The sequence below is a fragment of the Pseudoclavibacter helvolus genome (genome assembly GCF_014191305.1).
Lineage (GTDB): Bacteria > Actinomycetota > Actinomycetes > Actinomycetales > Microbacteriaceae > Pseudoclavibacter > Pseudoclavibacter helvolus.
Window position 1 is genome coordinate 507,749 of record NZ_JACHWJ010000003.1, and the last position, 21,641, is coordinate 529,389.

Annotated in this window: 20 protein-coding genes and 1 pseudogene; 11 read left to right on the forward strand and 10 right to left on the reverse strand. The window is 68.8% G+C overall.

Translation table 11 applies throughout. From position 1 onward, the window contains the following. Positions 1-6: 6 nt before the first annotated feature. The gene (purL, locus tag FHX72_RS12170; protein ID WP_338110122.1) at positions 7-2,376 is read right to left on the reverse strand and encodes a phosphoribosylformylglycinamidine synthase subunit PurL; all 2,370 of its coding nucleotides are present in this window, start codon (positions 2,374-2,376) and stop codon (positions 7-9) included. 348 nt (positions 2,377-2,724) lie between these two features. On the opposite strand from purL, the gene FHX72_RS12175 reads away from it, so the two are divergent. Genes FHX72_RS12175 through FHX72_RS12190 form a run of 4 tightly spaced genes read left to right on the forward strand, consistent with a single transcriptional unit; the run spans position 2,725 to position 6,900 of the window. After that, positions 2,725-3,852 carry an ABC transporter substrate-binding protein gene (locus FHX72_RS12175; protein WP_183625358.1) on the forward strand — a complete coding sequence of 376 codons (1,128 nt, stop codon included), beginning with the start codon at positions 2,725-2,727 and terminating at the stop codon, positions 3,850-3,852. Beyond that, the gene (locus tag FHX72_RS12180; RefSeq protein ID WP_183625360.1) at positions 3,852-4,802 is read left to right on the forward strand and encodes an ABC transporter permease; all 951 of its coding nucleotides are present in this window, start codon (positions 3,852-3,854) and stop codon (positions 4,800-4,802) included. The genes FHX72_RS12175 and FHX72_RS12180 overlap by 1 nt, the downstream gene beginning before the upstream one ends. Beyond that, positions 4,799-5,680 (forward strand): ABC transporter permease, encoded by an 882-nt coding sequence (locus FHX72_RS12185; protein ID WP_183625362.1) that lies wholly within the window; start codon positions 4,799-4,801, stop codon positions 5,678-5,680. Before FHX72_RS12180 ends, FHX72_RS12185 begins: the two co-directional genes overlap by 4 nt. Next, a complete protein-coding gene (locus FHX72_RS12190; RefSeq protein WP_183625364.1) occupies positions 5,677-6,900 on the forward strand; it encodes an ABC transporter ATP-binding protein in 1,224 nt (407 codons plus the stop codon). Before FHX72_RS12185 ends, FHX72_RS12190 begins: the two co-directional genes overlap by 4 nt. A gap of 99 nt (positions 6,901-6,999) precedes the next feature. On the opposite strand, the gene FHX72_RS12195 is transcribed toward FHX72_RS12190, so the two are convergent. After that, on the reverse strand, positions 7,000-7,803 hold the full coding sequence (locus FHX72_RS12195) for a DeoR/GlpR family DNA-binding transcription regulator (protein WP_282856576.1): 804 nt from the start codon (positions 7,801-7,803) through the stop codon (positions 7,000-7,002). Between the two features lie 71 nt (positions 7,804-7,874). Between FHX72_RS12195 and galT the strand changes: the two genes are divergently transcribed. Both galT and galK read left to right on the forward strand, forming a co-directional pair. Beyond that, complete coding sequence (gene galT, locus FHX72_RS12200; protein WP_068482506.1) at positions 7,875-9,005, forward strand: galactose-1-phosphate uridylyltransferase; 1,131 nt, start codon at positions 7,875-7,877, stop codon at positions 9,003-9,005. Then, on the forward strand, positions 9,002-10,165 hold the full coding sequence (galK, locus tag FHX72_RS12205; protein WP_068482509.1) for a galactokinase: 1,164 nt from the start codon (positions 9,002-9,004) through the stop codon (positions 10,163-10,165). The genes galT and galK overlap by 4 nt, the downstream gene beginning before the upstream one ends. A gap of 310 nt (positions 10,166-10,475) precedes the next feature. Here the strand turns inward: galK and FHX72_RS12210 are convergent, their stop codons facing one another. After that, entirely contained in the window at positions 10,476-10,991 is a 516-nt protein-coding gene (locus FHX72_RS12210; protein ID WP_183625366.1) for a GyrI-like domain-containing protein, read from the reverse strand. Between the two features lie 529 nt (positions 10,992-11,520). On the opposite strand from FHX72_RS12210, the gene FHX72_RS12215 reads away from it, so the two are divergent. Both FHX72_RS12215 and thrC read left to right on the forward strand, forming a co-directional pair. Continuing rightward, on the forward strand, positions 11,521-13,023 hold the full coding sequence (locus FHX72_RS12215) for an amino acid permease (protein ID WP_244964200.1): 1,503 nt from the start codon (positions 11,521-11,523) through the stop codon (positions 13,021-13,023). A 62-nt stretch (positions 13,024-13,085) separates the two neighbouring features. Further along, positions 13,086-14,510, forward strand: a complete 1,425-nt coding sequence (gene thrC / locus FHX72_RS12220; RefSeq protein WP_183625370.1) for a threonine synthase — start codon at positions 13,086-13,088, stop codon at positions 14,508-14,510. Positions 14,511-14,635: 125 nt separating this feature from the next. Here the strand turns inward: thrC and FHX72_RS12225 are convergent, their stop codons facing one another. The 4 genes from FHX72_RS12225 to FHX72_RS12240 form a co-directional block, all read right to left on the reverse strand. Then, a complete protein-coding gene (locus FHX72_RS12225) occupies positions 14,636-14,902 on the reverse strand; it encodes a YdeI/OmpD-associated family protein (RefSeq protein WP_183625372.1) in 267 nt (88 codons plus the stop codon). A gap of 74 nt (positions 14,903-14,976) precedes the next feature. Continuing rightward, on the reverse strand, positions 14,977-15,333 hold the full coding sequence (locus FHX72_RS12230) for a class II aldolase/adducin family protein (protein WP_183625374.1): 357 nt from the start codon (positions 15,331-15,333) through the stop codon (positions 14,977-14,979). Beyond that, a complete protein-coding gene (gene otnK / locus FHX72_RS19740) occupies positions 15,333-16,628 on the reverse strand; it encodes a 3-oxo-tetronate kinase (RefSeq protein WP_183625376.1) in 1,296 nt (431 codons plus the stop codon). The genes FHX72_RS12230 and otnK overlap by 1 nt, the downstream gene beginning before the upstream one ends. Beyond that, on the reverse strand, positions 16,625-16,852 hold the full coding sequence (locus FHX72_RS12240) for a hypothetical protein (protein ID WP_183625378.1): 228 nt from the start codon (positions 16,850-16,852) through the stop codon (positions 16,625-16,627). Before FHX72_RS12240 ends, otnK begins: the two co-directional genes overlap by 4 nt. Here FHX72_RS12240 and FHX72_RS12245 point away from each other — a divergent pair. Then, positions 16,836-17,444 carry a DDE-type integrase/transposase/recombinase gene (locus tag FHX72_RS12245; RefSeq protein ID WP_183625380.1) on the forward strand — a complete coding sequence of 203 codons (609 nt, stop codon included), beginning with the start codon at positions 16,836-16,838 and terminating at the stop codon, positions 17,442-17,444. The two genes, FHX72_RS12240 and FHX72_RS12245, sit on opposite strands and share 17 nt — an antisense overlap. 84 nt (positions 17,445-17,528) lie before the next feature. Here FHX72_RS12245 and FHX72_RS12250 read toward each other — a convergent pair whose 3' ends face one another. Beyond that, positions 17,529-18,083, reverse strand: a complete 555-nt coding sequence (locus FHX72_RS12250; RefSeq protein ID WP_068495148.1) for a TetR/AcrR family transcriptional regulator — start codon at positions 18,081-18,083, stop codon at positions 17,529-17,531. A gap of 54 nt (positions 18,084-18,137) precedes the next feature. On the opposite strand from FHX72_RS12250, the gene FHX72_RS12255 reads away from it, so the two are divergent. Beyond that, positions 18,138-19,658, forward strand: a complete 1,521-nt coding sequence (locus FHX72_RS12255) for an MFS transporter (RefSeq protein WP_068482535.1) — start codon at positions 18,138-18,140, stop codon at positions 19,656-19,658. Positions 19,659-19,840: 182 nt separating this feature from the next. Then, positions 19,841-20,869, forward strand: a complete 1,029-nt coding sequence (locus FHX72_RS12260) for an ATP-dependent 6-phosphofructokinase (RefSeq protein ID WP_068482538.1) — start codon at positions 19,841-19,843, stop codon at positions 20,867-20,869. A gap of 87 nt (positions 20,870-20,956) precedes the next feature. On the opposite strand, the gene FHX72_RS12265 is transcribed toward FHX72_RS12260, so the two are convergent. Both FHX72_RS12265 and FHX72_RS19055 read right to left on the reverse strand, forming a co-directional pair. Further along, positions 20,957-21,463, reverse strand: a complete 507-nt coding sequence (locus FHX72_RS12265) for a DUF3817 domain-containing protein (RefSeq protein WP_068482541.1) — start codon at positions 21,461-21,463, stop codon at positions 20,957-20,959. Between the two features lie 33 nt (positions 21,464-21,496). Then, a pseudogene (locus FHX72_RS19055) lies at positions 21,497-21,641 on the reverse strand (phosphoribosylformylglycinamidine synthase subunit PurQ); the annotation flags it as partial.

Sequence of the window (21,641 nt, forward strand, 5' to 3'; positions counted from 1 at the left end):
CGGCCCTTAGGTGATCGCGGCTGAAGTGGCGGCTGAGGTGACGGCGGAGATCGGTGCCGAGTTCGGACCGACGACGTCGCCGAAGCGCTTCGGCAGCGTCGCGCCGCGCGCCTCGGAGAGCTCGGCGAGCGTGAACTCGAAGAGACCCTGCACCTCGAGCTTCGCGTCGGCGCCCGTGCCATCGCTCACGCCGACGCGCGTGACGGGGAAGTCGCGGGCCTCGCACATCGCCTGGAAGCGCACGTCGTCGTCGTGCGGGACGGAGACGAGGATGCGCCCGGCTGACTCGCTGAAGAGTGCGGTAGCCGCATCCACCCCTTCCTTCTGCATGAGGCCGTCGAGCACGATGCGCGCGCCGACGCCGAAGCGCGTCGACGACTCGACGATCGCAGCCGCGAGGCCACCCTCGGAGAGGTCGTGCGCTGAAGTGAGCAGGCCCTGCTGTCCGGCGCCGATGACGAGGTCGGCGAGTGCCTTCTCGCGCTCGAGGTTCACCTGCGGGGGCAGGCCGCCGAGGTGACCGTGAACGACGTCGGCCCAGATGGAGCCGGAGAGCTCTTCGAGAGTGGTTCCGAGGAGGTAGAGGTTGTCGCCCTCTTCCTGCCAGCCCGACGGGACGCGGCGGGCCACGTCGTCGATGAGGCCGAGCACAGCGACGACGGGCGTCGGGTGGATCGGCACGTCGCCCGTCTGGTTGTAGAACGAAACGTTGCCGCCCGTGACGGGGATGCCGAGCTCGAGGCAGGCGTCGGCGAGGCCCTCGACGGCCTGCGAGAACTGCCACATGACCTCGGGGTTCTCCGGGCTGCCGAAGTTGAGGCAGTCGGAGACGGCGGCCGGGCGGGCGCCCGTGGCTGCGACGTTTCGGTACGCCTCGGCGAGGGCGAGCTTCGCACCCGCCGAAGGGTCGAGCTGCGCGTAGCGGCCGTTGGCGTCGAGGCTGATGGCGAAGCCGAGGCCCGACTCCTCGTCGATGCGCACCATGCCGGCGTCCTCTGGCGTGCCGAAGGCCGTGTTGCCGAGCACGTAGCGGTCGTACTGCTGCGTGATCCACTCAGGGTTCGCGAGGTTCGCGGAGGAGATGAGCGCGAGCACCTGCTCGCGGAGCTCTTCGCCGGACTGCGGGCGGGGGAGCGCGGATGCCGAATCGGCCTGCAGCGCGTCGATCCACGTCGGGTAGGCGACGGGGCGGTCGTAGACGGGGCCGTCGATCGCGACGGTGCGCGGGTCGACGTTCACGATCTCGACGCCGCGCCAGTTGATGACGAGGCGGCCCGTGTCGGTGACCTCGCCGAGGACGCTCGTCTCGACATCCCACTTGTTGACGATCGCCATGAAGGCGTCGAGCTTGTCGGGAGCGACGACCGCCATCATGCGCTCCTGGCTCTCCGACATGAGGATCTCCTCAGCCGTCAGGTTCGGGTCGCGCAGCAGCACCTTGTCCAGCTCGATGTACATGCCGCCGTCGCCGGCCGCCGCGAGCTCGCTCGTCGCGCAGGAGATGCCTGCCGCGCCGAGGTCCTGGATGCCCTCGACGACCTTCTCGCGGAACAGCTCGAGGCAGCACTCGATGAGCACCTTCTCGGCGAACGGGTCGCCGACCTGCACTGCTGGACGCTTCGTGGGACCCTTCTCGTCGAACGAGTCGGACGCGAGGATGGAGGCGCCGCCGATGCCGTCGCCACCCGTGCGGGCGCCGAAGAGCACAACCTTGTTGCCGGCACCGCGCGCGTTTGCGAGGTGGAGGTCTTCGTGGCGAAGTACACCGACCGCGAGGGCGTTGACCAGCGGGTTCGCCTGGTAGACGCTGTCGAACCAGGTCTCGCCGCCGATGTTCGGCAGGCCGAGGCAGTTGCCGTAGAAGGAGATGCCGCTCGTGACGCCGTGCACGACGCGCGCCGTGTCGGCCTCGTCGATGGCGCCGAAGCGGAGCGCATCCATGACGGCAACGGGGCGGGCGCCCATCGAGATGATGTCGCGCACGATGCCGCCGACGCCGGTCGCGGCGCCCTGGAACGGCTCGATGTAGGAGGGGTGGTTGTGCGACTCGACCTTGAAGGTCACCGCCCAGCCCTCGCCCGCGTCGATGACGCCGGCGTTCTCGCCCATGCCGACCATGAGGTTCTTCTTCATCTCGTCAGAGACCTTCTGGCCGAACTGGCGCAGGTAGTTCTTCGAGGACTTGTAGGAGCAGTGCTCCGACCACATGACCGAGTACATGGCGAGCTCACCCGAGGTGGGGCGGCGGCCCAGGATCTCGCGGATCTTGTCGTACTCGTCTGGCTTCAGCCCGAGGGCACCGTACGGTTGCTCCTTCTCGGGAGTCGCCTTCGCGTTGTCGACGGTGTCCGGGACGTGTGTGGTCTGGCTGCTCACTGGCGAGGCTCCTTCTGGCGGCGCGATGCGGAGAAGTCGGGGCGTGTCCGCACCGGACGAGTCTACGGCGTTCGCGGGTGCCCGCGCGAAGGGCCGTGGATGCGCGCGCTGGGTTGCGCGGGTGGTCGCTCGGCTGGGCGCTCGTTTCGCGCCGGACGGGAAAGGTCGGACGCCGTTCACCGGGCGACGCCCGCCGTTCAACTGGGCGTCCATCCGCGTTCATCCGGTGACCGCTGGTGTTCACGCGAGCGTGGTGGCCTGTCTCCGCCCGGCCAGTCGGCAGGGCTTCGCCGGCAGGCCAGCTGGTCTCCGGCCCCACCACGATTCCGAGAAGGACATCGACTTCGCATGAACAAGCGACTTTCAATTGTGGCGACGCTCGCCCTCGCGGGACTTGCCCTGACGGCGTGCTCGCAGAGCCCCGCAACGGGTGAGACCGGCGACACCGCCGAGGCGGCGACCGCGACGAGCCTCGAGGACTTCGGCAGCATGGACGCCCTTGTCGAGGCCGCAAAGGCCGAGGGCACCATCAACGTCATCGCGCTGCCAGACGACTGGGCGAACTACGGCGAGATCAAGGCCGGCTTCACCGAGAAGTACGGCATCACCGTCAACTCGATCCTGCCCGACGCCTCCTCGCAGGAGGAGATCGCGGCCGCCGACGCCAACAAGGGCACCGACCAGGCGCCAGACGTGTTCGACCTCGGCGCGAACGTCGCCCTCGCATCCACCGACTACTTCGCGCCGTACCAGGTCGAGAACTGGGAGCACATCCCAGATGCCAACAAGGAGGCCACCGGCCTCTGGGTGAACGACTACACGGGCATCATGTCGGTCGGCTACAACGCCACGAAGTACGGCGAGATCACCTCGATCGACCAGCTCACCGATGCGAAGTTCGCGAACTCGGTCGCCCTCAACGGCAAGCCTGCTGAGGCTGGCGCCGCGTTCAACGGCTTCCTCTCGGCCAACAACGCGGTTGGCGGCGACTTCGCCGACCTGCAGCCCGGCCTCGACTACTTCGCGAAGCTCAAGCAGGCAGGCACCCTCAACCTCAAGGACGTGACCGCGGGCACCGTCGACGCCGGCGAGCACGGGGTCGTCTTCGACTGGAGCTACAACCAGCTGTCGACCGTCGAGCGCCTCGAGGCCAAGGGCGTCGAATGGGCGACCTTCGTGCCCGAGGGCGGCGAGATCGCCGCGTACTACAACCAAGCCATCAACGTCGACGCCCCGAACCCCGCCGCGGCCCGACTCTGGATGGAGTACCTGTACTCGCCCGAGGTGCAGAACATCTGGCTCGCCGGCGGCGCCATGCCGGTGCTGTTCGACTGGATGGAAGCCGAAGGAACGCTCGACCAGGAGGCGCTCGAGAGCCTGCCCGAGGTCGACGGAACGCCGCTGACGCCGACCTTGGAAGAGGCCGAGACGGCAAACGCGTTCCTCGCCGAGAACTGGGACTCGACGATCTCCTGATGACTGCCACCGCACCCCTCGCGGCGGCGACCGAGCCGGTGGGAGCCGCTGCACCAGCAGTCGCCTCCTCCGCGCTCGGCCGCCGCCCGTGGGGCGCACCCCGGGCGGCGTCGCGCACGTCTCTCATCGGTGTCGCCCCCTTCCTCGTCTACACGGGAGTCTTCCTCCTACTACCGACATTGCTGGTCGTCGTCGGCGCATTCTTCACCCGCCAGGGCGTCTTCACGACGAGCGGGTTCGAGAGGCTCTTCTCGCCCGCATCCATCACCATCTTCTGGACCTCGACCTGGCTCTCGGTCGTTACCGCGGTGCTCGGCGCCATCATTGGCGCCGTCGTCGCGTACGCGCTCTCCACGAGCCCCGCGAACAGCATCGGTCGACGCGTCTTCACGGCCTTCAACTCGGTGCTCGCGCAGTTCGGCGGCGTCATGCTCGCCTTCGCGTTCGTTGCCACGATCGGCACCAACGGGATGCTCACCCGCTTTCTGCAGGGCGCGGCGGGCTTCCAAGTCGACTCGGGCTTCCTCTCGAGCGTGCCAGGCCTCGTCGCCGTCTACCTCTACTTCCAGGTGCCACTCATGGTCAGTGTGTTCCTGCCGGCAGTGGATGGCATCCGCAAGGAATGGCGCGACGCGACCGTCATGCTCGGCGGCAGCTCGTTCGTCTACTGGTTCCGGGTCGCCGGCCCGCTCCTCGCGCCGAGCTTCCTCGGGTCCGTGCTGCTGCTGTTCGCGAACTCCTTCTCCGCCTTCGCGACCGCGGCCGCCCTCATCTCGCAGCAGACGATCATCGTGCCGATGGAGATCGAAGCCGCGCTTCGCAACGAGAACACGGCGGGCCTCGAGTCGTATGCGCAGGCCCTAGCCCTCGGGATGATCGTGGTCGTCGCGATCGTCATGTCCCTCTACGCGCTCCTGCAGAAGCGCAGCTCGAGGTGGTTGTCGCGATGACGCAGACCACTGCCTCCGCGCAGACGGCGGCCACCCCCGCCCGCCGCCGCGGCCTCGTCGAACGCGCGCGCCGCCGCCAGCAGACCTTCCGCATCACGGTGCTCGCGCTCACGACCGTCGCGCTGCTCGTGCCGCTCGTCAGCCTGTTCGAGTTCTCCATCCGCTTCCCGCTCACGGGCGAGGTCAGCTTCGACGCGTGGGAGCGGGTCTTCGCCGGAAACACGGGCGAGTACTCGACGCTCGACGTGCTCTGGTCGGGCCTCACGAACTCGCTCATCATGTGCGTGCTCACCGTCGCCATCATGCTCCTGCTGCTCGTGCCGACCATGGTGTGGGTGCGCCTGAAGGTGCCAGCCATGGATCGCGCGGTCGAGTTCATCTGCCTCCTGCCGCTCACGATCCCGGCCGTCGTGCTGGTCGTCGGCCTCGCGCCCATCTACCGCTTCATCGCGTCCACCCCGCTCGGCTCGAACACGGTGTGGCTTGCGTTCGCCTACGTCGTGCTGGTGCTGCCGTTCGCGTACCGCTCGATCGACGCGGGTCTCAGGTCGATCGACCTCAGGACCCTCACTGAGGCCGCCCGCTCGTTCGGCGCATCCTGGCCCGTCATCATCCTGCGCGTGATCCTCCCCAACATCCGCACAGCCCTCATCTCGGCGAGCTTCGTGACCATCGCGGTTGTGCTCGGGGAGTTCACCGTCGCGCGCTTCCTCGCGCGCGACAACCTGCAGACCGCGCTCTTCCAGATCAACCTGTCCGACGGGCAGATCGCGGCCGTCATGTCGCTGCTCGCGCTCGGCGTCACCACGATCCTGCTCATCGTCCTCGACCTGCTCGCGGGGCGCTCGAAGCGCAAGCCCGGAAAGGCAACCTCATGACCAGCACCCTCCCCGCGCCGGCCGCATCGGCCGCTTCCGCAGCGCACTCGCAGGCCGCCGTCGGCGTCGAGCTGCGGGGCGTCACGCGTCGCTTCGGCTCGACCGTCGCACTGCGCGGCCTCGACCTGAGCATCAAGCCCGGCGAGTTGGTTGCGCTCCTCGGGCCAAGCGGATGCGGCAAGACCACCGCCCTGCGTGCCCTCGCCGGGCTCGAGGACATCGACGAGGGCGAGATCATCGTGGGCGGGCGCGACGTCGCCCACGTCCCTGCGTCGAAGCGCGACATGGCGATGGTGTTCCAGTCGTACTCGCTCTTCCCGCACCTCACGGTCGCGCAGAACGTCGCGTTCCCGCTCAGCCTCCGGCGCGGCATCTCCGCGAGGGAGCGCAACGTGCGCGTGCCCGAGTACCTGGAGCTGGTGGGCCTCGGCGGATTTGGCGATCGCTACCCGAACGAGCTCTCGGGCGGGCAGCAGCAGCGCGTGGCCCTCGCCCGGGCGCTCGCCGTGCAGCCCAAGGTGCTGCTGCTCGACGAGCCGCTCTCCGCGCTGGATGCGAAGGTGCGCGTGCAGCTGCGCGACGAGATCCGCCGCATCCAGCTCGAGGTGGGCATCACCACCGTGTTCGTCACGCACGACCAGGAGGAGGCCCTCGCGGTCGCCGACCGGGTGGCCGTCATGCGCGGCGGCATTATCGAGCAGCTCGGCGAGCCAGAGGCCATCTACTCGACGCCCGAGAACGCGTTCGTCGCCGACTTCATCGGGCACCACTCGCGCGTGCGGGCGAGCGCTGACGGAGGCGTGGCGACGGTCCTCGGGCAGCGCGTCCCGCTGCTCGACGGCAGCGCGGAGGGCGAGGTCGAGGTGCTGCTGCGGCCAGAGCACGTGTCGTTCGCGGCGGTCGGTGCCTCGGGCACTGCTGCACCATCGACGAACGTCGATGCGCCGGCTGCGTCGGCTGCGTCCGATGCCTCGGGCGGGCTGCCGGCCGGCGAGGCGCTCGCGCGCGTCGTCTCCACCGGGTTCCTCGGCGCTCACGTCGTCGTCCAGGCTCGCCTCGCCGACGGCACGCTCCTGCGCGCGCACATGCGGAGCAGGGACACCGGGGCGCTCGAGCCGGGCAGCGTCGTGTCCGTCGACGTGCATCCGGCGCCCGCGCTCGCGGTTGCCCGCACGGCGAGCCTCGAGGCTGCTCTGGTGGCTGAGGGCGAGCCCGCCTAGGGCCGCTGACCAATTCGAGTGCGATTTCGGCGGTTTGCGGCCTCTCGGCGTCCGCAGGCGCCGAAATCGCACTGGAAATGGACAGTGACGGGAGCGGCGCTACACCAGGCGCACGTCGCACCCGGCGGCGCGGAGCGCAGCGACCTCGGCAGCATCAGCCTCCGTGCCGGTGATGACGCTCTCGAACTCGTCGAGGCCGCCGATGACGCCGACGTGCGCGCGGCCGAGCTTGCTCGCGTCGGCGACGACGACGGAGCGGTCGGCGGTGCGCAGCATGGCGCGCTTGAGCTCCGACTCCGGCAGGTTCACGTTCGTGACGCCCGCCCCGACCTGCACGCCCGTGCATCCGATGATCGCGAGGTCGGTGTGGATTTGCTCGAGCATCGCGGAGGCGTACGGCGCGACGAGCGAGTGCTGCAGCGGCCGCAGGGTGCCGCCGGTCACGACGACCGTGAAGCGGGGGATGGCCGACTCGAGCGCGAGCGCGATCGAGAGGCCGTTGGTGATGATGACGACGTCGTCGAGGTCGTCCCGCGCGAGCAGGGCCTCGGCGACGGCGGTCGTCGTCGTGCCGACATCGAGGAGCACGCTCGAGCCGCTCGTGACGAGCGCGGCCGCGGCGGCGCCGATGCGGCGCTTCTCGTCGGCGGCGTTCTGCTGCGCCGTCTCGAAGGACGTCTCGAGGCCCGCGGGCCCGTGCCCGTAGATGGCCCCGCCGTGCACGCGGCCGAGGATTCCCTCGCGCTCGAGCGCGGTCAGGTCTGACCGCACCGTGACCTCCGACACTCCGAGCTCGCGGCTCAGATCCGCGACCCTGGCGAAGCCGGTACGTTTGACGAGCTCGACCACGTCGGCTCTGCGCGCCTCCGCTGGGCGGTCTGGGGTCGTGTCGTTGTTCACCACACTGCACAGCTTACGCCTTCGCAAGCAAATTCGCGCTTGACTTTCGAAAACGAAAGTGGCGTAATCGGAGCGTGCAATCCCTCACGAACAACATCGTCAAGCGCCAGACGCTGCTCTCCGACGGCCGCGAGCTCATCTACTTCGACGACGCCGACACGACGCTCGACCCGGAGCGCGCTCTCGACAGCCGCGTGCCCGCCGACCGGCCGCCCGTCGCCGAGATGCGTCAGGACCCGCTCACCGGTGAGTGGATCTCCATCGCCGCCGCCCGCCAGAACCGCGTCATGCTGCCGCCCAAGCACCTCGACCCCCTCGCGCCTTCGTCGCCGGCGAACCTTACCGAGGTACCGAGCAACTACGACGTCGCCGTCTTCGAGAACAAGTCGCCCTCGTTCGGACCGACGCTCGCCGGCGCCGACTTCGACCCGGATGCGCAGCTCGCGGAACTCGCATCCGTCGGCCTCGGTCGAACCAAGCCGTCGATCGGTCGCTGCGAGGTCGTGTGCTTCAGCCCCGAGTCCGAGGGGTCGTTCGCCTCGCTTTCGCTCTCGCGCGCCCGCACCGTTGTCGAGGCCTGGGCCGACCGCACGGCCGCCCTCTCGCAGCTGCCAGGCGTGCAGCAGGTCTTCCCCTTCGAGAACCGGGGCAAGGACATCGGCGTGACGCTGCACCACCCGCACGGTCAGATCTACTCGTACCCGTACATCACGCCCCGCACGGCCGCCCTCATTCGCTCGGTTGAGAGCTACGGGCCGACGCTGTTCCAGGACATCCTCGACTTCGAGCAGGCCTCCGACCGCGTGCTCATCCGCGGCGAGCACGTCACGTTCTTCGTGCCGTTCGCCGCCCGCTGGCCCCTCGAGGTGCACATGCTGCCGCACCGCCACGTAGCCGACCTGGCCGAGACGACGCCGGAGGAGCGCGACGAGATCGCCCGCGAGTACCGCCGCGTGCTGCGCGCCATCGACGCGATCTACGACACCCCGACCCCGTACATCGCCGCCTGGCACCAGGCGCCCGTCAAGCGGCGCCGAGAGGACATCAGGCTCATGCTGCAGATCACGTCGCCTCGTCGAGCCGAGGACAAGCTCAAATTCCTCGCCGGATCCGAGTCCGCCATGGGCGCCTTCATCGGCGACGTCCCGCCAGAAGCCACCGCAGGTCTGCTGCGCGCGGCACTCGCGAAGGTGGACGCAGCGTGACCCGGCCCGAGCTCGCGACGGCCGCGGCGGATGCATTCGCGCGCGTCCACGGTGGCGAACCGACCGGCCTCTGGTCGTCGCCGGGACGCGTGAACCTCATCGGCGAGCACACCGACTACAACGAGGGCTTCGTGTTCCCGTTTGCGATCGACCGGCACACGGTTGTCGCCGCCAGGCTGCGCGACGACCGCCTCGTCCGCGTCTCGAGTGGTCTGCGCGATGGCGTCGAGGAGATCGCGATCGACGACCTGGCACCGGATGCGCTCGACGGCTGGTCGGCGTATGCCCTCGGGGTCATCTGGGCGGCCGGCGAGCTGGGCGGCGACCTGAGTTCGGTTCGTGGGGTCGACCTACACGTCGAGTCTGACGTGCCCCTCGGGGCTGGGCTGTCCTCATCCGCTGCCCTCGAGGGGGCCGTGGCCGTCGCGATCGACGAGCTCTGGCAGCTCGGGCTCGACCGGCGGACGCTCGCCCGCATCGGCCGCCTCGCCGAGAACGAAGCCGTCGGCGCGCCGACGGGCATCATGGACCAGTCCGCGGTGCTGCTGGGCCAGCGCGACTCCGGCGTGCTGCTCGACTGCCGCTCGCTCGAGGCGACGGTTGTGCCGCTCGCCTTCGAGGCGCAGGGGCTCGCGGTGCTGGTCATCGACACGCGCGTCGAGCACGCCCACGCCAACGGCGGCTACGCCGACCGGCGCGCGTCCTGCGAGCGGGGAGCCGTGGGGCTCGGCGTCTCGTCGCTGCGCGACGTGAGCGTCGACGACCTCGAGCGGGCACAGCAGCTGCTCGACGAGGAGACCTTCCGCCGCGTGCGCCACATCGTGACCGAGAACGCGAGGGTGCTCGCCGTCGTGGATGCGCTCCGCGACGCGGGGCCGCGCAGCATCGGCCCGCTGCTCGCCGAGTCGCACGCATCGATGCGCGACGATTTCGAGATCTCAGTGCCCGAGCTCGACCTCGCTGTATCGACGGCCGTCGCTGCAGGCGCGATCGGCTCGCGCATGACGGGCGGCGGCTTCGGGGGAGCGGCGATCGCGCTCGTGGAACGCGACGATCTCGCATCCATCTCGCGCAGCATCCACGACGCCTTCGCCGCGGCCGGCTTCACCGAGCCCGCAACGTTCGAGGTGCTCCCCTCCCAAGGCGCCGCCCTCGTCTGAGACGCGGCCGCGGGGCGTCTGCACCCCGGCCTGAAGCTTGCTCCTCCTGCGGGGCGGGCGCAGTCCCGCCGCAGACGTGGGGCTTGCGCATCCGCTTGCCGCCGAACGGATGCCCGGGCCCAGGTCTGTTGGCGCGCGGGGCGTTCTACTCGCAGACGTCGGCATTGCGCACCGGCAGAACGCACTGCGGATGCGCGCGTCATAGGTCTGCGCGAGTGCACCGCGCTTTCCCTGCACGGACGTGGGGCTTGCGCATCCGCTCGCCGCCGAACGGATGCCCGGGGCCCAGGTCTGCGGACCTGCCGGTGGCCTACCCGCGCGGGGCGAGCGACACGATGAGGTCGGTGCGCAGGTCGTCGGGGTTCATGTCGGGGCTCGGTTCGGTGACGTAGATCTCCACCATCGAGCCAGGGCCGTCGCCGGAGTCGAGGATGTCCTGCATAAGGCGCCCCCAGGATTCTCCGAGGCCGTCGAACGAGCCGAGGTGCGAAGCTCCCGCCGCAGGACCGGCCGGCAGCGTGGAGTTCTGGATCGTGATGTCGCCGACGAGCGTCTTCTCTCGAATGGGCTCGGCGACCGGGAAGCCGATCTCCACGTCGAACGTCTGCGACGGGTCACCGTGGTAGACGGCAAGGGCGGGCCCTGCCGGCTGCACCTTGTCAGCCCCGATCGCGGCGCCAAGGGCCTGGAACGTGGTGTCGAAGAGCGTGCGCAGCTCGCCCATCGTGACCTTGTCGTAGCGCGCGACGGCGAGCGGCACGGCGGTCAGGTCGAAGCGCTCAACGCCCTGGCGGGGCGATTCCGGTAGCGGAAGTGTCTCTGGCATGGTGTCCTCCTCGACGCCCCTGCGAACCGGGGGCAGATGCTCGACGCCAACCTAGGGCAAGCAGCCGTGCGCTTGCAGGAGTTTTGTGTGTGTTCTCGGCATGTTGCTGCGCCGAGCGTGAGCCTGACGGGCGCCGTCAGCGTGCCGCGCTCAGAGATGCCAGAGCGTCGCGCGCTGGGGTGGCCGCATATCGGCTTGCCTGCTCGCTCGCTTCCTCGTCAATTTGGGGGCGAAGCGCCTCGCAGCCCCATATCCGCAGACCGAGCGCCCTTGCAAAACCGGGGCGGTCGCCCACAGCCCCCACGGATTCGCCCTCAAATTGACAGTTGGGCCCGCGGCCAAGCAGCCGCCAAGCAGCCGCCAGGCAGCGCCCAGGCCGCTGCCGGGCTGCCAGCTTGCGGGGCTGTCGCTGCCGCCGTGCTGCCGAAACCCGCACCGCGCGAGGCGCTACGATTCCGCAGGTGGCGCGCCGGCGCAGGAGACGGTCGGGTGGATGCGCCACGCGAATCACGAGAGACACGAGTTGCGCATGAACACGGTCGAGAACACCGCAATCGACACCGGGGCGACGCGCAAGCGGCCGCTCGCGAGGGCACTGACGGCGCGGCACATCCGCTTCATGGCGCTCGGCTCGGCCATCGGAACGGGCCTCTTCTACGGCTCGTCGGCCGCGATCCAGGCGGCTGGCCCCGCGGTGCTGCTCGCATACATGATCGCGGGCGCCGCCGTCTTCATGGTGATGCGCGCCCTCGGCGAGATGACGGTGCGTCACCCTGTGACGGGGTCCTTCGGGCAGTTCGCGAACCGCTACCTCGGCGCGCGCTGGGGCTTCATCACCGGCTGGACGTATGCGTTCGAGATGGTCGTCGTCGCGATCGCCGACGTCACCGCCTTCGGCGTCTACATGGGCTTCTGGTACCCCGACGTGGCCCGGTGGGTGTGGATCGTCGCCGTCATCCTGTTCATCGCCGCCATCAACCTGCTCGGCGTGCGCGCGTTCGGCGAGCTCGAGTTCTGGCTGGCCCTCGTCAAGGTCACGGCGATCATCGCGATGATTGCGGGCGGTATCGCGATCATCATCTTCGGGTTCAGCAACCAGTCGCCGGATGCGTCGGGCATCGGGGCGCTCTTCAACCCGGCGACCGGCGGATTCTTCCCCATGGGCATCGAAGGGCTCATCGCGTCGTTCGCGATCGTGGTCTTCGCGTTCGGTGGCATCGAGATCATCGGCATCACGGCGGGCGAGGCGCAGGACCCGAAGCGCGTCATCCCGAAAGCCATCAACAGCGTGCCGCTGCGCATCCTCCTCTTCTATGTCGGCGCGCTCGCGGTCATCATGATGCTGGCGCCCTGGAACACGATCACGGGAGACGCGAGCCCCTTCGTGTCGATCTTCGATGGCCTCGGGATCCCGGCGGCCCCGCACATCCTGAACTTCGTCGTCATCACGGCGGCGCTCTCCGCTATCAACTCGGACGTGTTCGGGGCGGGCCGCATAATCTTCGGCCTCGCCGAGCAGGGGCAGGCGCCCCGCGTGTTCCTGCGCGTCTCGAGGAACGGCGTGCCGTGGGCGACGGTAGCGCTCATGGTCGCGGCGCTCTCGGTCGGCGCGTGGATGAACGCCGTGATCCCAGAGGACGTGTTCCTCGTGATCGCCTCCATCGCGACCTTCGCGACCGTGTGGGTGTGGATCATGATCGTCTGCTCGCACATCGCCATGAAGCGCGACATCGCGCGCGGCGGGCGCAGCGCATCCGAGTTCCCCGTGCCGCTGTGGCCGTACGCGTCGTGGGCGACCCTCGGCTTCCTCGTGTTCGTGCTCGGCGTGCTCGGCTGGTTCGAGAACACGCGCGTCGCGCTGGTCGTAGGCGCGGTGTGGCTCGTGCTGCTGCTTCTCGCCTATCAGTTCGCCGTCGGGGCGGCAGGCAAGCGTCGCGCCGACCTCGTCGACGAGACGCGCGCGCTGGAAGTCCAGGCCCCAGAGCCGACGCCGGAGCAGACGCCGGAAGTCAAGGGCACCTCGCGCGACTGAGCCGCCCCGATACGATGGGTGCGCACATTCCCGGTGAAACATGACGACTGAGGCGAGCGAACTTGCAATACATCTCTACCCGTGGCGGCACGCTCGGTTCTTACTCCGACGTTCTTCTCGAGGGCCTCGCGCCGAACGGCGGGCTCGCCGTGCCGGAGCTGCTACCTCGCTTCACGAACGAGGACCTCGAGAGCTGGCGCTCGCTCGACTACGCAGGTCTCGCGACGGCGGTGCTTGGACTCTTCGCGACCGACATCCCGCGCGAAGACCTGGAGCAGCTCACGGCGCACGCGTACGGCGAGGGTCGTTTCGTTTCCGAGGACGTCGTGCCGCTCCAGAAACTGGATGCGCAGCTCACGCTCGTCGGCCTGTCCGAGGGGCCGACCCTCGCGTTCAAGGACATGGCCATGCAGTACCTCGGGCAGACGCTCGACTACGTGCTCGGCAAGCGCGACCGCGTCCTCAACGTGCTCGGCGCGACGTCCGGCGACACCGGCTCGGCCGCCGAGCATGCGCTGCGCGGTCGCGAGCGCGTCTCCGTCTTCATGCTCTCGCCGCAGGGCCGCATGAGCGCTTTCCAGCGCGCGCAGATGTACTCGCTGCAGGACGAGAACGTGCACAACATAGCGGTCAAGGGAGTCTTCGACGACTGCCAGAACCTCGTGAAGCGCCTCGCGGAGGACATCGACTTCAAGCGCGCCAACAACATCGGCGCCGTCAACTCCATCAACTTCGGCCGCATCTCGGCCCAGATCGCCTACTACGTGTGGGCGTGGCTGCGTGCGACCGACGAACTGTCGGCGGATGCGCGCGACGGCTTCGAGGTGTCGTTCGCGGTCCCGTCCGGCAACTTCGGCAACATCCTCTCCGGCCTGTACGCGAAGTTCATGGGCCTGCCCGTGCGCAAGCTTGTCCTCGCGGTCAACGAGAACAACGTCCTCGACGAGTTCTTCCGCACGGGCTTCTACCGCCCGCGCAACGCTGAGAACACGCTCGCCACGTCGAGCCCGTCGATGGATGTGTCGCGCGCGTCGAACCTCGAGCGCTTCGTGTTCGAGCTGCTCGGCCGCGACGGCGGTCGCACCGCTGCCGCGTGGAGCGAGCTCGCCGAGACGGGCGAGATCGACCTGTCGGAGGCACAGCACACGTTCGAGCCGCTCTTCGGCATCGTCAGCGGCACGAGCACCCACGCGGACCGCCTCGCGACGATCCGCAGCGTGCACGACGCATCCGGTGTCACGATCGACCCGCACACCGCCGACGGCGTGAAGGTCGCGCGCGAGCACCTCGAGGACGGCGTGCCCATGCTCGTGCTCGAGACCGCGAAGCCGCAGAAGTTCGCCGACACGATCTCCGAGGCGCTCGGCGCTCAGGTGGAGGTCGACGCGGAGACGCAGGCCCTCCTCGACGCCCCGCAGCGGGTCGTCGAGCTCGACGACGACGAGCAGGCTCTGCGCGCGTTCATCTCGGAGCGCGTACTGCGCTGACCCGCACCTGCTTGGCGGCCCCCGGCCGCCCCGACGGGCACAAGAGTTGGACAGATGCACCTCTCCTGATCTCAGGGGGATGCATCTGGCCAGCTTTTCTCGTGGGGTGGCGCCGCGCGAGGTGCCTACTTGTAGTGGCTCTCGCCGCGGGCGGCCTTCTCGACGACGTCCTGGATGCGCGCGGCGCGGATCGCGGGAGTCTTGATGTTCGTGATGCGGAAGATGACCTGGAAGCGCTCCTGCTTCTTCATCGCCTCGAAGTAGGCGAGCGCAGCCGGGTTCGCGTCGAGCGCGGCCTTGAGGTCGGCTGGCAGAGCCGCGTCCTTGACCCGGTAGGCGCCGTCCAACTTCCGTGATGGATGCGCCCCACCGGCGTGCAATGGCTGCCACACGTTCGTATCGTCACGCGAGTTGGCCGGCGGTGCTCACCGAGTCCAGAAGTGGACGTGCAGGGCCGAGTCCGGCTTCAGCGCGTGACGGCCACGGCGGGGTAGCGCGCCTCGAGGTCGGAGACCGCCGCCGAGTAGGTGGAGTGCGTGTGTACGACGGCGTTCGCGTCCGGTCTTGCCCGCAGTACGGCGGCGTGCAAGAACGCCTCCTTGGTCGGCGCTGGCCCGTCGATGTGACGGCCGGCAGCATCGATAACGGAGAGCGCGTCTGGCTCGACCCGCCCGAGGCTGACCCCCGTGGGGGTAACGAGGATCTGCTCACCAGAGCGCACGCTGACGTTGCCCGTGCTTCCGTGGGTGAGGCCCCGCGAGAACAGGGAACGTGCCGCGTTGGCGAGCTCCTCCCGGGAACGCTGCTCGCCGGTGGGGCTCATCAAACCACCACGGTCTCCTCGAGAGCTTCGGCGAGGAATCTGACCTCGCCGAAGTTGCCGGACTTCAGGAGGAGCGAGATCGGGGCCTCGTCGACCGTGTGGATCCAGGGCACACCCGGTGCGATCTCGGCGCCGATAATGGCGCCCTGAATGCCGAGCGCAGTCACGACGGCCCCCGAGGTCTCGCCGCCGGCGACGATGACCCGCGCCGTGCCTCTGGCGCGCAACCCGACTGCGATGAGCCCCATAGCGGTTTCGAGGATGCCGGACGCTGTGTCTGTCCCGAGTTCGAGCTGCACAGCGCGCAGCTCAGCCGGTGGCAGCGAGGAGAAGAACAGCGGCTCCTTGACGGTGTCCAGCTCGTCGAACCATCGCAGCGCGTCCCCGGCGAGTGCGAGGGGGTCCTGTGTGCGCCGGGCATCGAGCTGGAACGAGGGGTGGCCGTGCGACTGCAGCACGGCGATCTGCTGCAACGTGCGCGCCGAGCAGCTGCAGGCGAGCACCGCGGCTGACCCTGGTGCTGGCAGGAGGTCGTCGCCCAGCTCGAACGCGGCGAGCGACGCGGCTCGCGTCTCGGTGACGGCGGTCGCGAGCCCTCTGGCGAGGCCAGCAGCGCCGGTCAGGAGCGGGTCGCCCAGGCAGGCCCGGCCGATCTGGACCAGGTCGTCCTCTGTCAGGGCATCGACAACTGCGTAGCTTCGTGTCTCCGTAGCACCTCGCGAATCCGCGTCCACCAGCGCGTCGAGGCGCTGGCGGAGGTGGATGCTCCCGCTGCGCACGGCTCGCAGGTCCAGGAGTTCGACGCGAGCGGTGGTCTGCGCCTGCAGCAGCCTTGGCACGGACGAGTCGGTCATGGGCGTGAGGGGGTGATGGCGAAGCGGCGACTCGTCGAGACGCTGCCGGTCGACGAACAGATGCCCCATGTACTGCGTCCTCAGGTGCTCAGGCGCGCTCGGAACCGCGACGATGACCCGGGATCCGACAAGTGCGGCCAGCGCATCCGCAACCGGCCCGATGTTGCCTTCCGGTTTGGAGTCGAAGGTCGAGCAGTACTTGAAGAAGAGCTGCGTCGCACCGTGCGCGAGCAGCCACTCGGCTGCGGCGAGCGACTGGGCGACCGCGTCAGCCGGGGCCACGGTGCGTGTCTTGAGCGCGATGACGATGGCGTCGTGCTCGGGCAGCGATTCGACCGGGTCTGGTGCGCCGAAATAGATGAGCGTGCGCAGCCCGCCCTGCCGGAGCGCGACGGCCACGTCGGTGCCGCCAGTGAAGTCGTCGGCGATCGCGCCGATCACGAGCGTTGTCCCGCCGCGTTGAGGCGTGCGGCCAGGAGATCGGCCGCGCTGCCGGGGGTGGAGAAGAGCGGGACGTCGAGCTGCTCGCTCAGCAGGGGAGCGGCGGGGGCAAGTGAGTACTGGGCGAGGAGGATGGCATCGAAGGGAGTGCTGACGCCCTCGATCGCCGTGGCGATCTCACGAGCGAGCGCCTCGGGTCCGGGGCAGGTGTGGTCGTGGGACATCACCGACCTCTACTCGCCCTGGCGGGGCAAGACGTTCAAGGCGTACAAGGTCATCGATATCTACTCCCGCCGCATCGTGGGGTTCCGTGTCGAGGACCGGGAAGTAGATTCCCTCGCGAGGGACATGTTCGAGGACGCGATTCGAGCGCATGGCGCGCCCCAATTCGTGCACGCGGATTCCGGGGCAGCGATGCGCTCGACTCTGTTGCGCGATGCCCTGGCCGCGCATGGCGTGGGCATGTCGCATAACCGCCCGTACACGTCGAACGACAACCCGTTCTCCGAGGCCGGATTCCGGACCATGAAGTACCGGCCCGGCTACCCGAAAGTGTTCACCGACCTCGACGCGGCCCGCGCCTACATCCAGGACTACGTGATCTGGTACAACACGGAGCATCGGCATTCCGCGATCGCGTTATTCACGCCCGCGCAGGTCCACGACGGCTCCTGGCGGCAGATCTGGACGGCCCGCGATACCGCACTTCAGGTCTACCACGACGCTCATCCCGCGCGCTTCCGAGCCCGCCCGAAGACCCCATCACCAGCCAGCCGAGTCGGCATCAACCTCCCCAACGAACCCGTCGCAGCATGACGCAAGTGACTCCACACAGCTTGACATTCGTGCCCGGGGTCGGTCTGAGGTGTTTCGTCCCGCAAGTTGGTCAGGTGAAGCGCGCTAGTCCTCGAGCAGGTCGAGGAGGGTGCGGATGATCGCCTCGCGTTCTTCCTCGCTCGGCAGGAGCTTGGCTGCCTCGGGGAGGCTCTCGCGTGACTCGGTGACGAACGACGTCGAGTGGTAGAGGCCGTCGCCGACGAGCTTCGTCATGTGGGCTACGAGGGGGCTGCCGGTCGACTCGAGGATCGCGTCGTGCCACGAACGCTCGAGTTCGAGGATGGCCCGGGTTGCGCTCTGGTTGCCGTTGCGGGAGAGATTCATGACGGCGAGCCAGGCGGTGTCGAGCTCGTCGCCGACGGAGCTGCTCATCTCGATGAAGTGGCGGACCGTGGTCGCAGCGTCGCCCTGCAGCTGATCTGCGCTGGCCCGAGCCATGCCCGCGAAGCGCGCGATGAGCGCATCCGCCAACGCCTCCTTCGACGGGAAGTGGTAGATGAGCCCGCCCTTGGAGACGCCGGCGATGCGGGCGACGGCGTCGAGGGTGGTCGCGGCGACGCCCACTGTTGTCAGTGACTCCTCGTAGGCGTCGAGGATCTTCTCTCTGGCGGAGCTCATGGCCGCCATCCTACAGTTGCCAACTGTACCGGCTGGTCGGTATAGTCCTCTTTCATGACCACACTGATCGAACAGCGCGCAGGCCGGAAGGAATGGCTCGGCCTCGCGGTGCTGATGCTCCCCGTCCTCCTCGTGTCGATCGACAACACGGTCCTGAGCTTCGCCCTTCCCTACATCGCGCTCGACCTCGAGCCGAGTGCGGCGATGCAGCTCTGGATCATCGACATCTACCCGCTGGTTCTGGCCGGACTGCTCGTCACGATGGGCTCGTTCGGCGACCGCATCGGCCGCCGGAAGCTGCTGCTCATCGGATCGACGGGCTTCGCGCTCGTCTCGGTGCTGGCCGCGTTCTCCGTCTCGGCCGAGATGCTCCTGCTCTCGCGACTGCTGCTCGGTGTCTTCGGCGCCATGATCATGCCCTGCACGCTCTCGCTGCTGCGCGGCATGTTCCACGACCGCGCGCAGCGCCGCCTCGCCATCGCCATCTGGGCGACCGGCTTCTCAGCGGGCACGGCCATCGGGCCGATCGTCGGCGGCGTGCTCCTCGAGCACTTCCACTGGGGCTCCGTGTTCCTCATCGCGGTGCCGTTCCTGCTGCCGCTCCTGATCTTCGCGCCCCTGCTCGTCACCGAGTCGCGCGACCCGAACCCCGGCCCCATCGACGTGCCCGCGATCCTGCTCTCGATGGCGGCGCTTGCTCCCATCGTCTTCGCCATCAAGCACACGGCGACCGACGGCCTCGACTTCATCTCGGTCGGCGCGCTCCTGGTTGGCCTGCTCTCCGGCTGGCTGTTCGTGCGGCGACTCCTGAAGCAGGAGAACCCGATCCTCGACATGCGACTCTTCGCGGTGCCCGCCTTCACCGGCTCGGTGCTCGTGAACCTCGTGAGCGTCGTCGCGCTCGTCGGACTGCTCTTCTTCCTGTCGCAGCACCTGCAGCTCATCCTCGGCCTCACGCCACTCCAGGCTGGCCTCATGCTGCTGCCAGGAACGGTCATGATGATCGTTGCCGGCCTCCTCATCGTGCGGGTTGTGCGCCACGTGAAGGTGCACATCGCGATGGCGTTCGGGCTCGGGCTCGCCTTCCTCGCCTACCTGTCGCTCGCCATCACGGGCGGCTCCGCGCCGCTCTGGATGCTCGTGGCGGCGTTCACGCTGCTCGCGGCCGGCATCGCGATCGCCGAGACGCTCTCGAACGACGTCATCATCGCGAGTGTGCCGCCCGCCAAGGCCGGTGCCGCATCCGCGGTCTCGGAGACGGCGTACGAGGTTGGTGCGGTGCTCGGGACAAGCGTGCTCGGCGGGGTGCTCACCGCGAGCTACCGGTCCGGCATGGTTGTGCCGGAGGGCGCGACAGCTGAGCAGGCGCACGCGGCACGCGAGACCCTCGCTGGCGCCGTGAACGTCTCGAACGAGCTCGAGGCGGGCGGCATGACGGCGCAGGCGCAGACGCTCCTCGACTCGGCGTTCCACGCCTTTGATGCTGGTAGCACCGTCACGTCGGCGGTCGGCGCCGTGCTCATGGTTGGCGCGATCTTCCTCGCGCTGCGCATGGTCGGCAAGGCCTCGGCGTAGCTCGCGGCGGGGCTGGGAAATCGGCAGAAATCGCGCGAGACACCCGGACCCGGTACTGTCGCAGTCGAGCCGTCTTCCAACGCAGGAATCCGCTTCTGCACTGAATTCGTTCCGCAGTGGGTGGGCTACTCGACCGTGATGGCTGTTTGCGTGTATTGCCACACCCAGAGGAGAACGAACGCATGAAGATCGGACTGCTGACCAGCGGCGGCGACTGCCCCGGACTCAACGCTGTCATTCGCGGCAGCGTGCTCCACGGCATCAAGACCTACGACAACGAGTTCGTGGGCTTCCGCGACGGCTGGCGGGGCGTCATTGAGGGCGATGTCATGGACCTCCCCCGCACGAAGGTGCGCGGCCTCGCGAAGCAGGGCGGCACGATCCTCGGCACCTCGCGCACGAACCCGTTCGACGGCCCCAACGGTGGACCGGACAACATCTCCGTCATGATGGAGCGCCATTCGGTGGATGCTCTCATCGCGATCGGCGGCGAGGGCACGCTCGCCGGCGCGAAGCGCCTGGCTGACGCGGGCATCCCGGTCATCGGCGTGCCGAAGACCATCGACAACGACCTCCAGGCAACCGACTACACGTTCGGGTTCGACACGGCCGTGCAGATCGCGACCGACGCCATGGATCGTCTCCGCACGACCGGCGAGTCGCACCACCGCGTGATGGTGGCCGAGGTCATGGGTCGCCACGTCGGCTGGATCGCCCTGCACTCTGGCATGGCGGCCGGCGCGCACGCCGTGCTCATCCCCGAGCAGAAGGTCGCGATGACGCAGGTCGCCGAATGGGTCAAGGAGGTGCACCAGCGTGGCCGCTCGCCGCTGGTCGTCGTCGCCGAGGGCTTCATCCCCGAGGGTATGGACGATGTGCTCTCACAGGGCACCGAGGTTTCCGGGCGTCCGCTGCTCGGCGGTGTCGGCGACTACGTGACCGCTGAGCTCGAGAAGCTCACGGGCATTGAGACCCGCAACACGACGCTCGGCCACATCCAGCGTGGTGGTGCGCCGACCGGGTTCGACCGCGTGCTCGCGACCCGCTTCGGCCAGTACGCCGTCGACATGGTCAACGCGAAGCAGTGGGGCAACATGGTTGCGCTTCGCGGCACTGAGATGCAGACGGTCGCCTTCGAGGAGGCGCTCGACGGCCTCAAGACCGTCCCGCAGGACCGCTGGGACCAGGCGAAGATCTTCTTCGGCCGCTAGGCCGCCGGGTCGCTGACCTGGGACAGACGAAGAGGGCGGATGCGCGTGCATCCGCCCTCTTCGTTCGTCTGGGGTGTGTTGGCGGCCCTAGTGGGCGCCGGTCGGCCCGACCAGCGCCCCGCTCAGGGAGCCCGTGAGGATGACGACGGCGAGCACGATGACGGCCGCGCTCATCGTGATGGGACGGTCGACGAACCACCGCACGATGCGCTGTAACGAGAAGCCCTTCGCGGGCGCGTCGCGCCAGCCGCCCTCGAGTGCGCCGCGGCGCTCGGCCCACCAGTCGTAGAGTAGGGTCGCGAACGGCGGGATCGCCGCGAACCAGCCGAGCCCGAACATCCACCACGGCCAGCGCTGGTTGATGCCGACGAACGCCGTCACGACCAGGTAGACCATGAACATCGCGCCGTGCAGCGAACCGCCGACTGACACGAGCAGGTCGGTGGTCTGCGTCACGTACTTGAGGAACATGCCGGTGAGCAGAAGAGCCCACGTGATGGCCTCGCCGATCGAGACGGCGCGCAGCAAGATGCGCGGGGTGAGGTGCCTGCCGTGTGCGGTGGTCCCGGGGGTTGTCGCCTCGGCCTGCGTCATCGGCGCGCTCGCCCTCTTCGCTTCAGGCAACGTCTAGACGCGTGCGAGGAGCGCCTCGACGGCGCTGCGGAAGATCGGGAGCCCGTCGAGGCCGGAGGCCATGTGGGTCGCCGTGTCCGGCCCGAAGCCGAGCTCGACCGCGTGCTCGGGGTGCGGCATGAGGCCGACCACGTTGCCG